The sequence below is a fragment of the Staphylococcus capitis subsp. capitis genome (genome assembly GCF_040739495.1).
Taxonomy (GTDB): Bacteria; Bacillota; Bacilli; order Staphylococcales; family Staphylococcaceae; genus Staphylococcus; species Staphylococcus capitis.
Map to the genome: position 1 here is coordinate 2,061,867 of NZ_CP145263.1, position 15,237 is coordinate 2,077,103.

Annotated in this window: 14 protein-coding genes and 1 pseudogene; 3 read left to right on the forward strand and 12 right to left on the reverse strand. The window is 32.4% G+C overall.

Translation table 11 applies throughout. The annotated features are described in order from the left end of the window. Positions 1 to 43: 43 nt before the first annotated feature. On the reverse strand, positions 44 to 691 hold the full coding sequence (locus tag V6C74_RS10230; protein WP_016898372.1) for a metal-dependent transcriptional regulator: 648 nt from the start codon (positions 689 to 691) through the stop codon (positions 44 to 46). A 121-nt stretch (positions 692 to 812) separates the two neighbouring features. On the opposite strand from V6C74_RS10230, the gene V6C74_RS10235 reads away from it, so the two are divergent. Genes V6C74_RS10235 through V6C74_RS10245 form a run of 3 tightly spaced genes read left to right on the forward strand, consistent with a single transcriptional unit; the run spans position 813 to position 3,330 of the window. Next, positions 813 to 1,574 carry a metal ABC transporter ATP-binding protein gene (locus tag V6C74_RS10235; RefSeq protein WP_002452632.1) on the forward strand — a complete coding sequence of 254 codons (762 nt, stop codon included), beginning with the start codon at positions 813 to 815 and terminating at the stop codon, positions 1,572 to 1,574. Next, complete coding sequence (locus tag V6C74_RS10240) at positions 1,568 to 2,404, forward strand: metal ABC transporter permease (RefSeq protein WP_002452631.1); 837 nt, start codon at positions 1,568 to 1,570, stop codon at positions 2,402 to 2,404. The genes V6C74_RS10235 and V6C74_RS10240 overlap by 7 nt, the downstream gene beginning before the upstream one ends. Further along, positions 2,401 to 3,330, forward strand: a complete 930-nt coding sequence (locus tag V6C74_RS10245; protein WP_002433468.1) for a zinc ABC transporter substrate-binding protein — start codon at positions 2,401 to 2,403, stop codon at positions 3,328 to 3,330. Before V6C74_RS10240 ends, V6C74_RS10245 begins: the two co-directional genes overlap by 4 nt. Before the next feature lie 611 nt (positions 3,331 to 3,941). On the opposite strand, the gene V6C74_RS10250 is transcribed toward V6C74_RS10245, so the two are convergent. The 11 genes and pseudogenes from V6C74_RS10250 to V6C74_RS10300 all read right to left on the reverse strand — a co-directional run bounded on the left by V6C74_RS10250 (position 3,942) and on the right by V6C74_RS10300 (position 14,313). Continuing rightward, positions 3,942 to 5,981, reverse strand: coding sequence for a sodium:proton antiporter (locus V6C74_RS10250; protein WP_016898373.1), 2,040 nt, complete (start codon positions 5,979 to 5,981; stop codon positions 3,942 to 3,944). Between the two features lie 482 nt (positions 5,982 to 6,463). Continuing rightward, the gene (mnhG2, locus tag V6C74_RS10255) at positions 6,464 to 6,934 is read right to left on the reverse strand and encodes a Na+/H+ antiporter Mnh2 subunit G (RefSeq protein WP_016898374.1); all 471 of its coding nucleotides are present in this window, start codon (positions 6,932 to 6,934) and stop codon (positions 6,464 to 6,466) included. After that, positions 6,909 to 7,211 (reverse strand): Na+/H+ antiporter Mnh2 subunit F, encoded by a 303-nt coding sequence (mnhF2, locus tag V6C74_RS10260; protein ID WP_016898375.1) that lies wholly within the window; start codon positions 7,209 to 7,211, stop codon positions 6,909 to 6,911. The genes mnhG2 and mnhF2 overlap by 26 nt, the downstream gene beginning before the upstream one ends. After that, entirely contained in the window at positions 7,208 to 7,690 is a 483-nt protein-coding gene (gene mnhE2 / locus V6C74_RS10265) for a Na+/H+ antiporter Mnh2 subunit E (RefSeq protein ID WP_016898376.1), read from the reverse strand. The genes mnhF2 and mnhE2 overlap by 4 nt, the downstream gene beginning before the upstream one ends. Further along, complete coding sequence (gene mnhD2, locus V6C74_RS10270) at positions 7,691 to 9,190, reverse strand: Na+/H+ antiporter Mnh2 subunit D (protein ID WP_016898377.1); 1,500 nt, start codon at positions 9,188 to 9,190, stop codon at positions 7,691 to 7,693. It abuts the gene before it with no gap. Beyond that, positions 9,180 to 9,524, reverse strand: coding sequence for a Na+/H+ antiporter Mnh2 subunit C (gene mnhC2 / locus V6C74_RS10275; protein WP_016898378.1), 345 nt, complete (start codon positions 9,522 to 9,524; stop codon positions 9,180 to 9,182). The genes mnhD2 and mnhC2 overlap by 11 nt, the downstream gene beginning before the upstream one ends. Next, entirely contained in the window at positions 9,521 to 9,946 is a 426-nt protein-coding gene (gene mnhB2, locus V6C74_RS10280) for a Na+/H+ antiporter Mnh2 subunit B (RefSeq protein ID WP_002433258.1), read from the reverse strand. The genes mnhC2 and mnhB2 overlap by 4 nt, the downstream gene beginning before the upstream one ends. After that, positions 9,933 to 12,335, reverse strand: coding sequence for a Na+/H+ antiporter Mnh2 subunit A (gene mnhA2 / locus V6C74_RS10285; RefSeq protein WP_016898379.1), 2,403 nt, complete (start codon positions 12,333 to 12,335; stop codon positions 9,933 to 9,935). The genes mnhB2 and mnhA2 overlap by 14 nt, the downstream gene beginning before the upstream one ends. A 26-nt stretch (positions 12,336 to 12,361) precedes the next feature. Continuing rightward, positions 12,362 to 12,805: pseudogene (locus V6C74_RS10290) on the reverse strand (tyrosine-type recombinase/integrase); the annotation flags it as partial. A gap of 59 nt (positions 12,806 to 12,864) precedes the next feature. Continuing rightward, positions 12,865 to 13,539, reverse strand: coding sequence for an IS6 family transposase (locus V6C74_RS10295; protein WP_143978102.1), 675 nt, complete (start codon positions 13,537 to 13,539; stop codon positions 12,865 to 12,867). Between the two features lie 606 nt (positions 13,540 to 14,145). Beyond that, positions 14,146 to 14,313 carry a DUF418 domain-containing protein gene (locus tag V6C74_RS10300; protein WP_323808236.1) on the reverse strand — a complete coding sequence of 56 codons (168 nt, stop codon included), beginning with the start codon at positions 14,311 to 14,313 and terminating at the stop codon, positions 14,146 to 14,148. Positions 14,314 to 15,237 lie beyond the last annotated feature (924 nt).

Consider the following 15,237-nt stretch of genomic DNA (forward strand, 5'->3'; position numbering starts at 1 on the left):
GCTCTTAATGATTTACAAGTACACTCATTAAGAACTTAAGCTTTTATTGTTTTTCAGCGAAGATATTCATTGCATTTTCGTAACTTAAAATAGTTACATTTTCATTTCGTTTAATAATAATTACTTTATTAGTATCATCTTTCGAAACGATTTCTACTGTGTTACCTATATAGATATCTTTACTTGAAAGGTATACAAGTAAGTCTGTCTTATCACGCACTCTTCTGACTATAACGTTGTCACCAGGTTCGAATTCTAATATAGACGTTGTATAAAGCTCTTTATAATGGTAATCACGCGGGATTACACCACCATGAGGACATGTTCTAGGATAATTCAAGGTTTTATCTAAGCGTTCCACAAACAAATCAGAGATTCGATGTTCAAGGATTTCTGCCTCTTGATGCACCTCTTCCCAGTTGTATTGCAAGATTTCTATTAAAAATAATTCCAATAATCGATGACGTTTAATAATATCAAGTGTTCGGTTTAAACCTTCTTTAGTTAAACGCGCACCTTTATAATGCTTAGTTTCTACATAACCTTCCTTTTCTAAGCGTCCTATCATTTCGCTGACAGATGGGGGTTTAATATTTAGAAATTGAGATAATTGTTTATTAGATACAAAGGATACATCGCCGTCATTCGTTAAAATTGCTTTTAAGTAATCCTCTTTTTCTTCAGTTAACATCATTTCACCTCACACGCATTCACCTTATTGTATCATGAATTCACTTGACATGTTAAAACTTCAACGTTTATTATAAAATAAATTAGGTTAACCTAAACTTTTTATTAGGAGGTTATAATTTTTGCTAAAAATTGATCAATTAAATTTATTTTTAGGGAAAAAGCATGTTCTTAAAGACGTGTCATTCTCATTACCTATATGTGGCGAAATCGTTGGCATCGTAGGGCCTAATGGAGCAGGTAAATCATCAATGCTCAAAGCTTTTATCGGAGAGTTTAAAGCTACTGGAACTAGATTATTATACGATCGCCCTATACATACACAACTTAGATATATCACTTACATACCTCAAAAAGCTCAATTGGACTTAGACTTCCCTATCAAAGTAGAACAAGTAGTACTATCAGGCTGTTATCAAGACATTGGATGGTTTAAACGTCCTGAAATCACTGAGAGAGCGAAACTTAACCAATTACTTAAAGATTTAGAATTAGACGATTTGCGTCATAGACAAATTTCAGAATTAAGTGGTGGTCAATTACAACGTGTACTTGTTGCGAGAGCATTAATGAGCGAGAGTGATATCTATTGTTTTGACGAGCCTTTTGTAGGTATTGATATCTACAGCGAAGAACTAATAATGAAAAAAATTAAGCACCTTAGACATTTAGGTAAGTTGATATTAATTGTACATCACGATTTATCAAAAGCTGAGGAGTACTTTGACCGTATTTTATTACTCAATCAATCCTTAAGATATATAGGACCACCAAAAGAAGCTTTAACTTCTGAACGATTGAATGCAACTTTCATGAATTTTGACAATGATTTATCACCACTTCAATCGTCACAGTGTTACAAGGGAGTGCGTGTTAAATGTTAGACTTCTTTAATCATTTACTCAGTTATCAATTTTTAAATCGTGCATTAATCACTTCTATATTAGTAGGGATTGTGTGCGGTACTGTAGGAAGTATTATCGTACTTAGAGGCCTGTCTCTAATGGGAGATGCAATGAGCCATGCGGTGTTACCAGGCGTTGCGCTATCTTTCCTATTCAATATTCCAATGTTCATCGGTGCATTAGTAACAGGTATGATTGCCAGTCTTTTTATTGGTTTTATTACTTCTAAAAGCAAGACAAAACCAGATGCAGCGATAGGTATTAGTTTTACTGCATTTCTAGCAACAGGAGTCATTATTATAAGTTTAATCAATAGTACGACAGATTTATACCATATTTTATTTGGTAATTTACTGGCTATAACCAATCAATCATTTTGGACAACTATCATTATCGGAATGAGTGTGATAACACTTATAGTTGTATTTTATCGACCTTTAATGATATCTACTTTTGACGCAACATTTAGCCGTATGAGCGGTTTAAACACAACACTCATCCATTATTTCGTCATGCTTTTACTAGCACTTGTCACAGTTGCAAGTATTCAAACGGTCGGAATCATACTTGTAGTGGCTTTACTTATCACTCCTGCATCAACTGCATTTTTGATTAGTAAACAATTGTACAGCATGATGATCATTGCCAGTCTTATTAGTATTATCAGTTCAATTACCGGACTATATTTTAGTTATATATATAACGTCCCAAGTGGTGCTACAATCGTGATTTGTACATTTACTATTTACGTTATAACGTTAGCAATTACGAGAATGAATAACAGACAGAAAAGAGGCGCTTTAACATGAAGAAGATTTTTGCTTTAGCATTAATATTTATCATGATTCTTGCCGCGTGTGGGAATCAACATAACAAGGATCATAGCTCTACCGAAGGTAAGTTAAAAGTTGTAACAACCAACTCAATTTTATATGACATGGTCAAACATGTCGGCGGTGATAAGGTCGAAGTCCATAGTATTGTACCAGTCGGTCAAGACCCTCATGAATATGAAGTAAAACCCAAAGACATTAAAGCTTTAACTGACGCAGATGTTATTTTCTATAATGGGTTAAATCTTGAAACAGGAAATGGTTGGTTTGAAAAAGCGCTCAAACAAGCAGGCAAATCTACTAAAGACAAGAGCGTTGTTGCTACATCTAAAGATGTTACACCTATTTACTTAAACGGTGAAAATGGTAACAAGAACAAACAAGATCCACATGCTTGGTTAAGTTTAGATAACGGTATTAAATACGTTAAAACAATTCAACAAACGCTAATTCAACATGATAAACAAAATCAATCTACGTATAAAAACCACGGAAAAACTTACTTAGCTAAACTCAAAAAGTTAAATAAAGAAAGTAAAAACAAATTCAATGATATTCCTAAAGCGCATCGAGCTATGATGACTAGTGAAGGTGCATTTAAATACTTTGCTAAACAATTTAAAGTGAAGCCAGGCTATATTTGGGAAATCAATACTGAAAAGCAAGGTACACCAGGACAAATGAAACAAGCTATTCGTTTCGTTAAAGACAACCATCTCAAACATCTATTAGTTGAAACAAGTGTGGATAAAAAAGCCATGCAAAGTTTATCAGAAGAGACAAATAAGGATATCTATGGAGAAGTATTTACAGATTCTATAGGTAAAGAAGGCACTAAAGGTGATTCATACTACAAAATGATGAAATCCAATATCGAGACAATTCATGGCAGTATGAAATAACTAGAAATACACGGATGAACACGGATGAACACGTAAGAAAGTGTAGAAGATTAATCATAAGTCATGTTCATCCGTGATAATTCTAGAACTTTTATATATTATTTTGTAACTAGCAGTCCCATATCGTGTGTTTTTTCATTTATATTACCCTCCTATAATATAAACTACATCTTTTTTACACACGATATGGTGGTGTTAGTTAAGGGGATATTTCGCAAACTTATTTGAGCCCCACTCTCTCACGAATTACAGAGTAAATATTTTAGCGGAAATCACTCATTCTTTTTGTTGTTTTCGAGCGATAAACAATAGAAGGAAACTAACAATGTGCTACTAATCTTAACATCTCAATCAATCCTCGAGTAGTACATAACAGTTCTATTCAACTCTGAGTAGTTACTGAAGCCACAAATAATCACTTGATGTGATAGCTTCATCTATCACTAAGCTACCTCCATGGATATTCAATCCTCCCCCATGGAGACATTAGTTGCACTAATTAGTTGAGATTAGTGCAACTTTTTTTATGATGATATATGTAAAAGAGCCCTCATCACTTTATGAATGAGGGCTCTTTTTTAGAAAATTTATAAACAAACGTATATTTTTTATCATGTCATACTATCAACGATAACCATTTCATCATAGTTAATAGATTCTCTAAGCTTCAATGCTGTACCTTCTGTAATTTCTTCATCTTCTATTAATTCACGAAGAATTCGACGCTGTTCTCTTAAAGCATTCAACTTAATTCTAGTAATCGTATCTTCACTTTGAGAATTGAAGAAATTATTCGGAGTTAAGTTATCTATACGCATAAGATAACCATCGCATATCATACCAATCTCTAGTTTGTTATCTGTTGTTGCCTCTTTAGACAATCTACTTACTACATTGTAATGAACTAATTTATTTATTTTACCTAATTCAAGTAAGTTATCTGTAACACTTAAAGAAGATGCAGAATTTATTTTAGTTTTAACACGGCGTTTCAATAACATTCCTCTTAAAACAACTGTAATCCTTCTAAATAGTGACGCTTGTTTGTAGACTTGTGTACGTTCAGCATAGCGCATATAGTTTTCAAGTACACTATCTGTAATCTCACCATCATCAACAAGTTGTTCTAATGTTTTTGTTTCTACATTAAACGCAATTTTTTGAAGACGTTCTAACTCTTTAGAGTTTTCATCTTCCTTTTCAACTGTTTTAAGGAACGTGAGTTTATCATGATATTCTTTAATCACATTTCCATAACGGTAACTTGTTTCAAATGTAGATTTCTGATTTAAATAATCAATCACATGTTCCAAAATATATACTCTTGCTTCTTTGAATGTCATATTACCTAATTTCACTTTTGGTTTATTAGGCGTAACTAAAGGAAGTAATACTTGAGCAATGACCAAGCTAATGATGACCATTCCTGACGCAATAAATAATAAATCATTTCTATAATGGAATGAATGATGATTTGCCAAGTAATAAGGTAATGTTAATGCGATTGCTAGTGAAATTGTCCCGTGTACACCGCAAAGCGTCATAATAAGTGCATATAAGCTTCTCTTAGGCTTTTTCTCTGGGGCTTTATCGTCATCGTCTTTTGATATCATTTTCTGGAAAGGACTGACTGATAAATAGAAATAAGGATAAAGCACATATACCCATACAAATCTGAAGAGGTATACCGCTAAAGCGACTAGTACAGTGATAACTACTAAGAATAGTAAATTATGTGGTTCTGTCTTAATAATCTTCACAATAACCTCAGGTACTAAGAAACCTAATATTGAAAAGACAAAACCATTTAAAACATAACCTAGAATATTCCATGTGTGGTTATAACTCATTTGTAATTGTGTACGTGTTTGAGCGATACGATCTCGTTCAAATCCATGGACGAGTCCGGCTACTACAGCTGCGATAATACCTGACGCATGAAACAGTTCTGCAATAAGATATGTCACAAATGGCGTTAATAACTGTATAAATGTGAACATATTAATATTCTCAATGCCTCGTCTCATCAGAGTTAAACGAAAACGAACAAGTGCCATACCTATAAGTAAACCAACAATTGCCCCACCTATAGATGCAATTAAAAATTGTTGTACCGCATCGAAAAGTGAAAACGTACCTGTGACTAATACGCCTACAGCAATTTTAAATGAAATGATACCGGCTGCATCATTAAGTAATGATTCACCTTCAAGAATCGTCATCGCACCTTTAGGCAACACCTTACCGTTAGTGATTGCTTGAACTGCTACAGCATCTGTAGGACAGAGAATTGCTGCAATTGCAAAGGCTGCACCAATCGGTAGTTCGGGCCAAATCCAATGTACGAACAATCCTACACCAATCACTGTTGTAATAACGAGACCTAAAGCCATCATCATTACAGGTTTAATATACTTTCTTAAATGTACTCTTGAAACGTTAACCCCTTCTACAAATAATAATGGGGCAATTAATGTGACCATAAATAGTTCTGAGTCAAAGTTAAATTCAACTGGAATTGGAGTGAGGTATAAAATCATTCCAAGAACGATTTGAATAAACGCAAGAGGTACCTTTGGTATGAAACTATGGACAAAGGAGCTTACGATAACTACTGTAGTAAAAATAAGTAAAGTTTCAAATATCTCCAAACTTTCACCTCTTTATTATTTTTTTAATTGAAAATTAAGTAACAAATAGCACGTATATGCCTATTTCCACATTGCATATAAGAGAGATGCATCATTTGAATGATCTACATTAGAGGAAGATAATAAGAAGAAAAAAGAGATTGCTTATTCTTATTGCTTAAATATATTAAGTATAAATTGATTATTTAGAATATTTTATCTATTTCAATGATGCATATTCCAGTTATCAGTGAAATCAAACATGAACATTTTCATTTAAGATAATCACAAATTCGTTTCATCAAACGAGAAAATGTTTATGTGTAATCTCATTGAATCAACATTTTACTACTTAATTTTACAATTATTCTTATTTATAATTTTATCATTAATTGTATCAATGCTTAAATAAATAGATCTCTTCCATATTCATACTTCAGTCTTATTTATAAAAGAAAACCGTTAACATATATAGATTAACTCTTATACGTTAACGGTTATGATTAATTCTCATTGTCAAATTTTCTCTCTTTTTCACGTTCTTTATAATAAAGTTTTTCCCTACGTTGTTCTCTTAGTTTCGCACGAGATTTTAATTCTTCAGGTGAATTAAACTCATTTTTACTTAACAATATTGAAGATTGCCTAGGGACGTCATCTTTACGGTACATATACGCACCGTTACGATAGGCAGCACGCGCTACCAAATGCATTCCAACAGGAGAAGTAAGGTTGATGAAAACCAATGATAAAAGTAAACGAACGCTAAAGAATCCTTGATTGACCGTGAAGTATATTAAGACACCAATAATAGTTAATAATACTGATAAAGTTGAACTCTTTGTAGAGGCGTGACTACGTAAAAAAACGTCTTGGAACTTTACAATACCAATCGCACTAATCAATGCAATGATACTTCCTAAAAATATAAATATCGCTGAGATGAGACTAACGATTTCTTTTGTTATTTCCATTAAAGACTCGACCTCCTCCGATAAATCTAGAAATAGATACCGAACTAACAAATGAAATAATGGCAATGAGCATAATTGAGTCTAGGAACGAAACCGAATTATATACGACACACAACACACCAACTATAGACATTACAACTGCACTTGTCGCATCAAATGAGACCACTCTATCAGCTGTTGTTGGTCCTTTAATTAATCTGAAAAGGCACACGAGTAAAGCAACACCAAATATAATTAATGCACTTATAATTAAACATTGTGTGATTAACGTTATCATCGTGTCACCTCCAAGATTAAATCTTCATACTGTTTAATACTTCTTAAAAGATTTTGCTTGTCTTTTTCAGAAACATCAATACTATGAATAAAGAACTTATTCGTATCTTTAGAAATGCGAATCACTGTTGAACCCGGAGTGATAATGATTAAAATAGTTAAAAATGTAATTGCCCAATCATTCTTTAGAGAAGTCTCATAAGAAAGTAAACCAGGATTCATTTCTTTAGTTTTAAACAGAATATAATTAATCGTACTAATACTTGATGTTAATAGTTGATAGAGATATATTGCTAAAAATTTAATCGCTACCCATATCTTTTTGAGATAAAATTCTTCCCCAAAGAACCTATGAAGGATATAGATGACAATTAAACCAATTAAAAATCCTGAGAAGAAGGTTGTAAATTTAAATTCATCCTCGTCTTGGAATAAAACCCAAAGGAACGCGATGACAATATTAAGTACAACTTGTTTCATCTATTTTTCAACCTCCTTCAAATGCGAATTAACATTCTCTTGGAAAACATGTTCTTTCATATTGAGGTTTGTAGCATTATCAGTCACTTTTAAGACAACTGGTGCAGCAATACCCATAGCAAGTACAACGGCAACTAGAATACCAAGAATACCTTTACGATGAGGAGGAATCTCTTTGAATTTGACCTCTTCACCATCAGTATCGCCAAAGTACATTACAAACATGACTCTAAACAGACTATACATCGCTAGAAGACTAGTCAGAATCATTAAAGCAAGACCAATATAATTACCGTTTTGAATCGCACCTTGGAATATAAGCACCTTACCTGGGAAACCACTAAACGGAGGTACACCACCTATTGCAAATACCATCACAATAAATGCAACACCAAAGAAGGGTTCCCTTTTGGCTAAACCACTTAAATACTTATAATTTCTAAAGCCAGAAATATAAACGAGACTACCTATAATAAAGAAAAGTAACGTTTTAACGATAATATCATTTGATAAATAGAAAATTGCACCATTCACTCCAGCATGTGTATGAGATCCTAATCCTAGGATAATAAAACCAATCGATAATATAACTTGATAAGCAGCAATTTTCTTAATATCTTTATAAGCGATTACACCAAATGCACCGATTATCATCGTAATACATGACATAAAAACGAGTAATGGATGTGTGATACCAGGATGATGATCAAATAATAAGGTAAAGAAGCGGATTAACGCGTATGCGCCGACCTTTGTCATCAACGCTGCAAATAAAGCTGCAAGTTCTGTATTGAGCACAGCATAAGCTTTAGGCAACCACATAAATATCACTAAAGCAGCTTTAGAACTAAAAGCGACTAAAAAGACGAGTGAGATAATCGTGATAGTTTGATTACTTTCCATATGGTTCAAGCGTGATGCAATATGAGAAAAATTTAAGGTACCAACAGTCTTATATAACATACCGATACCTAATAAAAACAACCATGAGCCAATAATGTTAAGTACTACATAAATAATGGCAGCACGTAACTGTTCAACTGATTGGCCTAATGTTACAAGCACAAATGACGCGAGTAACATAATCTCAAACATAACGTATAAGTTAAATAAATCTGAGGTTAAAAATGAACCTATTACACCAACAGTAAGTAATAAGATAAAAGTTGGTAAATGGAAAAGATTTACACGCTTTTCACCTCGTCCAAATCCATAAGCCATAATCAACGTCACAACAAATGACGATACTGTAACCATGAGTAAGCTTAGTGAATCGCCAAGGAATTGAATACCAAATGGTGCTTTCCAACCACCAAAATCTAATGTGATTGGCTTATGGTTCACAACATAGATAAGCAATGCTAAAGAAATTAAAGTCGAAACAATCATAGTCGTAATTGAGAGTATTTTCGATGTTTGATTTTTATTTTTTATAAAAACTAGAATCAAAGCACATAAAAAAGGAAGAAGCATTGGCATAATCAATAAGTTACTCATCATCTTCTTCACCCCTCAATGCACTAATTTCATACTCTTTCGTCACGCGATATGTTCGGTAAATTAATACGAGTAAGAATGCAGTCATACCAAATCCAATTACAATCGCAGTAAGTACAATGGCTTGTAATAATGGATCTACAAAATTCGAATGATTATTTTGAATTAATGGTTCAGACATATGTGGACCATATTTGCCCATATTCATAATAATTAAATTACCTGCATGAGTATAAATAGAAATACCAATAACAATACGTATTAAATTAATGGATAGAATCATGTACGTTCCTATAAATACTAAAAATCCTATCACCAGTAAAAGTATCAAGTTCATGACTTACCACCACTTATTGACAACATAACTGTCACAATAACACCTACCACCGTAAGTAATACGCCTAATTCAAATAACGTTACAGTCGTAACGTGCACATGTCCTAATAATGGAAAAGCCACATTAGCTTCAGTTTGGTATAAGATTGGTTTACCAAAGAACATAGGAACTACTGCCGTACACACAGATACTAATGATCCAATAATCATTAATTTCTTAAAATCTATAGGTAAACTAATCAATACTTCTTTAACATCAAAGGCAAGGAACATAAGGATAAAAGCTGAACTAAAGATAAGGCCGCCAATAAATCCACCACCTGGATTATTATGTCCTGCAAAGAAAACATAAAATCCAAATGTTAATAGAATGAAAACAACAATCTTAGTGACCGTTTTTAATACCACATCATTCTCTTTCATCTTGTCCCCTCCTATCTTTGTAATTAAGTAGTGTGTAGATACCTAAACCTGCAATGATTAATACTAATCCCTCAAATAAAGTATCTAACGCTCTGAAATCACCTAATATAGCATTAACAATATTTTTGCCACCTGTTAATTTATAGGCATCTTCATAGAATTTTGAAATCGATGGCATACCATCCGCTTGCTGAGCGATAAAAATTAGAGAAACAACAGAAACAGCCATTATAAGTGAAACTACAATTTTAAGCGTCTCCTTCTTCAAGTTTGCTTTTGCTCTTGGAATATTTGGTAATCTTGAAAAGCTCACGATAAACAATATCGTCGTAATGGTTTCAACCACTAATTGTGTGAGAGCTAAATCAGGTGCCTTCATTGCAATGAAGTAAAGCGTCACTGCAAACCCGATAATACCGTTTAAAATAACCATCGTTAAGCGTTGACGTATAAATATAAGAGAAATACCGATGATTACTGTAACGATTGATAAGATAATCTCGAGCGGTCCAAAAGATGAAACATGTAAATCATGAACTTTAGGGAAACCAACCGAAAGATAGCCATATGCAATAATTGCTACAAATATGAGTAACGTAATCATAATATAATAATTGAGTTTAGCACTCATTAAGCTTCTTATTCCATAACCTGAATAAGATTCAAACTCTCTATAAACACGTCGATAAGTATCTGTGATTGAAGCTTGTTTAATCATTCGATGTGTCAATGATTTCCAATTTATAGCAAGTGCTAAAATAATTCCTGACACAATAACGATGACACTTAATATTAATGGAAGGTTGATACCGTGCCATTGTGAAATGTTAGGTGCTACGCTGTCTACTTGAGTTCCAACACCAGATACCGATCTTAATGCAGGTATAAGTATATTATGTCCGAAAACGTTAGGTATAAAGAATACAATTGGTATAAGTACCATAAGAATCATAGCAGGTAAACTAAACAACCATGGTTCGTGAATACTTTTCTTAGTAAACTTTTCAGTATTAAATTGTCCCCAAAATGTTTCTTTAATCATGTAAAGTGCATAAGTAAAAGTAAAAATACTTGCTATCACACCTAATGCAACAACTATGATAGTAAGGCTAATTCCATACTGATCTAGTTCAATAGCTTTTACAAGTGAATCAAAGAACATTTCCTTACTAAGGAAACCATTTAAAAATGGGACCCCTGCCATAGAAAGAGCAGCTAGCAACATAACAATGTGCATCTTAGGAAAGACATGACGCATCCCATTGAGTGAACGAATGTCTCTCGTACCTGACTCGTGGTCAATAATACCAACACCCATGAACAATGCACATTTAAAAATAGCATGGTTCATCAAATGAAATAAGCCAGCAAAAAGGACTAAAGCGTAAAACTCTGACAAATGATCTGAGGTATGTTGTGCATAGCCCCCACCTATACCTACCATAGACATAATCATACCGAGTTGGCTGATAGTAGAATAGGCTAAAATGCCTTTAATATCATATTGGCGTAATGCGGTAAGCGAACCAAAAAGCATGGTTATAAGTCCTACAAACGTAACAATATATACATATATATCACTTAGTCCTAATAATGGCGTAAACCTAAACAGTAAGAATATACCAGCTTTAACCATAGTCGCTGAATGAAGATATGCACTCACTGGCGTGGGTGCAGCCATCGCTTTCGGTAACCATATATGAAATGGAAATTGAGCTGATTTTGTAAATGCTCCCAACAATAGCATGAGCATCATTGGGATATACAATGGATGCTTCTCAATCGCATGACGTTGAGCTAGTATTTCTGAGATATTATTTGTACCGGTAATGATGTATAACATAATAAAACCAGTTAATAACGCTAATCCACCAAATACGGTAATCATAAATGATTGAATAGCCCCGAGTTGACTATTACCATTGTTATACCAATAAGAGATAAGCAAGAAAGAAGACACACTCGTTAATTCCCAGAATACATACATTAATATAGTGTTATTCGCAATAACGATGCCAATCATACTAAACATAAATAATAATAAATAGACAAAAAATCTAGGCAGATTATCAGTTTGAGGTGATAAGTATTGTGTAGCATAGAAAAATACACCTACACCTATAAGAGAGATAATCAAACCAAACATTAAACTTAATCCATCTAATTTCATATCTAAATTGATATCTATTGAAGACATCCATGGAATATGAATAGAAGTGAAATGATGGTGATAGACATTTGGTATTTGTGTAATGAAATAAACAGATGAAATGATGGGCGCTAGTAACGACAAGTAACCAGCATATTTTTTAAGTATTTGATGACTCAAAGTGAGTAAAACTAGAATCATCACAACTATTAGCACGCCCATAAGGTACATCAGACTCATTTAAAGCCTCCTTTAAATATATTTTTTTATAAGTTGAGTGCAATCACAGTTTGATGAATCGATTTATCTTGAATCCCAATAAATTTTATAGTTTCTTGAGTTGTTTGATATCCCAAATATTTCTGAATAATTGAGATTGAAATGCCTGCTTGATAGGCATGATAGGCAAACGTCTTTCTTAATGTAGTCAGTCCAATATGTTTCATACCTAATTGTTCAGCAGAACGATTTATTATTCTATAAGCTTGTTGTCTTGAAAGACATTGATGCGTCCTCGTAGATTGAAAAATAAGTTCTTCATCTTCCAATTTACAATCCTCTATGTAAAGTTTTAATTCGTTTCGCAATTCAGATGGCAACTTAGTTTTAATAGTTGGCTCATCATCTATTATCCAAGATGTTTTTATATTCCCTATTTCAGAAGTTTTAAGGTACTTTACTTTCATATTTAACAAATCTGTCAGTTTAATTGGTTCTGTTGCAAAGTAAAAAATATAGCTAACCACTAATATATCATGTCAGTGTTCGCTTAACTTGCTAGCATGATGCTAATTTCGTGGCATGAGGAAAATCCGTAGATCTGAAGAGACCTGCGGTTCTTTTTATATAGAGCGTAAATACATTCAATACCTTTTAAAGTATTCTTTGCCGTATTGATACTTTGATATCTTGTCTTTCTTACTTTAATATGACGGTGATCTTGCTCAATGAGGTTATTCAGATATTTCGATGTACAATGACAGTCAGGTTTAAGTTTAAAAGCTTTAATTACTTTAGCCATTGCTACCTTCGTTGAAGGTGCCTGATCTGTAACTATCTTTTGAGGTTTTCCAAATTGTTTAATGAGACGTTTGATAAACGCATATGCTGAATGATTATCTCGTTGCTTACGCAACCAAATATCTAATGTATGTCCCTCTGCATCAATAGCACGATATAAATAGCTCCATTTTCCTTTTATTTTGATGTACGTTTCATCAATACGCCATTTGTAATAAGCTTTTTTATGCTTCTTCTTCCAAATTTGATATAAAATTGGGGCATATTCTTGAACCCAACGGTAGACCGTTGAATAATGAACGTTTACACCACGTTCCCTTAATATTTCAGATATATTACGATAACTCAATGCATATCTTAGATAGTAGCCAACGGCTACAGTGATAACATCCTTGTTAAATTGTTTATATCTGAAATAGTTCATACAGAAGACTCCTTTTTGTTAAAATTATACTATAAATTCAACTTTGCAACAGAACCCGAAAAATTATGAAAGAGGGAAAATTTAAAGGGCAATATAAAGGTAAAAGAACTTCTAAAACACTTAGAAATATGAAAAGTACTTTTGTTAGTTCTCTTTATAAAGATATTAATTTAATGAAAGAAATTCATCAGTTAAAAAAGGAAATGAGAAAAGAGGTAAAAATCAATCTCTCACGCTAATGTAAAGATTGGACGGCTTCTTTAAATGTTAAGATGAAGAAATTGAAAAAAGAAATGAAAAGAATAAGGAAGTAATAAATATACCAAATAATAAAAAATCTTACTCTTAATGCCACTATTTCAAGCATAATAGATAAAAGCTAAAGATATTTTAATACATATAATGCTGTTTTTAATGCGACACCAAGCTTCACGAAGAGTACAGATTTTCATTAATGAAAGGGTATAATTAAAAAACAACGTGTTGTTATTTGTAATAAATAATGTCTCTAATTATCATGTATCTATTTTTGAAGTATAAATATAAAAATATGATTTTCTATATGATGAATTATTTATTTTGAATATTTTTATAAGTTCACATGTTTCATATTTCTTCTAATGGTCCTTGTTTAAAGCATTTTAACCATACTTTTGTTAATACAGACATTATTAATATCGTTATCACTGATATTAAAATCGATTCACTTGGTGTAGGACAATTAGAATTGAAAAAGATTCTAATAATAGAATTTGTAATATAAAGTCGGTAAATGCGATTTTAACCATTGTCGAACCATTTGACGATTATATCCTGTTAGAGGATTAGTTTATGGGTGATGAAGCAAAAGTATCATGAATTAATCTGAAAAAACAAGTGTTAATCTGCCGTTTAATATAAGATTAGTTAGAAGAAATGTAGATAGAATCATCGCGCCTTCTATCATATTAGGAGACAACAGAATATTCATCAATCCTAGTAAAAGTGATGAGCCATATTAAATAATTAGAGTTAATGTATGTTAAATTACTGTGAATAAGACATGAAATTTCTTCGAAATTAATTCAATATGATAGACAATCAAGAAAGATTGATTAATAATTTAATTATAGAGATGATTATACTCCCCAAATGTTCTTCTCTATATGCTAATCATCTTCATGATTGTCATTCATACTTAGCTAATCGTGGTTTATAGTGCTACATTTAGCCAAAAGTCTTATAATGATGCTGTTCAATCCAAACAATTAGAGGTGAAAGTGATGAGCGACTTTGTAAAATTTGCTGAAAAAGTAATCAATTTTTTACGTAGCATTTTAGTCAATGGCGAACCAAACAATTAATGAAAAATGGCCACTCCTTAATTGGGGTGGCTTTTTAAGTATAAAGCATTTATTCTTAGATCATTTGACTTTTTCAACTATTTTAATAAATAGTGAACAATTTTAAAACACAGTACAAATCACTAGACAATTCTTGTATACAGATTAACAATTAGTTTGTAAGAGTTGTTCACCTCTTATTATATTTTTCACATAGGTTCTCCGAAACTTACTGACAAATTTTAAGATTTGTGCTACACCACAATTGGTGTAGCTTTTTAAGTTATTATGTTATTATCTAAAAAATAAAGTAGCAATTTGTATAACTGTATTTAAAATTATGAGGTAAAAAACTTCTGTTGTGCAAAGAAAATAA

What these genes read in the sequence shown, in the direction of transcription:
- V6C74_RS10230 (WP_016898372.1), bottom strand. Translation starts at nt 691, where the DNA reads ATGTTAACTGAAGAAAAAGAGGATTACTTAAAAGCAATTTTAACGAAT.
- V6C74_RS10240 (WP_002452631.1), top strand. Translation starts at nt 1,568, where the DNA reads ATGTTAGACTTCTTTAATCATTTACTCAGTTATCAATTTTTAAATCGT.
- V6C74_RS10245 (WP_002433468.1), top strand. Translation starts at nt 2,401, where the DNA reads ATGAAGAAGATTTTTGCTTTAGCATTAATATTTATCATGATTCTTGCC.
- mnhG2 (WP_016898374.1), bottom strand. Translation starts at nt 6,934, where the DNA reads ATGGAAATAACAAAAGAAATCGTTAGTCTCATCTCAGCGATATTTATA.
- mnhF2 (WP_016898375.1), bottom strand. Translation starts at nt 7,211, where the DNA reads ATGATAACGTTAATCACACAATGTTTAATTATAAGTGCATTAATTATA.
- mnhE2 (WP_016898376.1), bottom strand. Translation starts at nt 7,690, where the DNA reads ATGAAACAAGTTGTACTTAATATTGTCATCGCGTTCCTTTGGGTTTTA.
- mnhD2 (WP_016898377.1), bottom strand. Translation starts at nt 9,190, where the DNA reads ATGATGAGTAACTTATTGATTATGCCAATGCTTCTTCCTTTTTTATGT.
- mnhC2 (WP_016898378.1), bottom strand. Translation starts at nt 9,524, where the DNA reads ATGAACTTGATACTTTTACTGGTGATAGGATTTTTAGTATTTATAGGA.
- mnhB2 (WP_002433258.1), bottom strand. Translation starts at nt 9,946, where the DNA reads ATGAAAGAGAATGATGTGGTATTAAAAACGGTCACTAAGATTGTTGTT.
- mnhA2 (WP_016898379.1), bottom strand. Translation starts at nt 12,335, where the DNA reads ATGAGTCTGATGTACCTTATGGGCGTGCTAATAGTTGTGATGATTCTA.
- V6C74_RS10295 (WP_143978102.1), bottom strand. Translation starts at nt 13,539, where the DNA reads ATGAACTATTTCAGATATAAACAATTTAACAAGGATGTTATCACTGTA.